Annotated in this window: 1 protein-coding gene; it reads left to right on the forward strand. The window is 65.5% G+C overall.

Translation table 11 applies throughout. The annotated features are described in order from the left end of the window. On the forward strand, positions 1-249 hold a 249-nt coding region (locus QN347_RS20525; protein WP_323494506.1), incomplete at both ends, for a hypothetical protein.

Below are 249 nucleotides of genomic sequence, written 5' to 3' on the forward strand. Positions count from 1 at the left end.
GTGCGTCTGACTGCGGCCGCGACGCTCGCCGACGCCATTGCGGACGCGGATGTCATCTGCATGGCCACCTCGCACACCGGCGTCGCCCCAATCCTGTTGGACGAGTACCTCAAGCCGCAGGTTCATATCAATGCCATCGGCGGCGGTACCGTCAGCGCTTGCGAGTGCGATCCTCTGACCTTGCGTACCGCGCGCGTCTATGTCGACGAGATCGACACGGCGCTGCGTGAGTCAGGCGACATCGCCGCG

This window comes from Sphingomonas sp. 10B4, from assembly GCF_035019905.1.
GTDB classification, from domain to species: domain Bacteria; phylum Pseudomonadota; class Alphaproteobacteria; order Sphingomonadales; family Sphingomonadaceae; genus Sphingomonas; species Sphingomonas glacialis.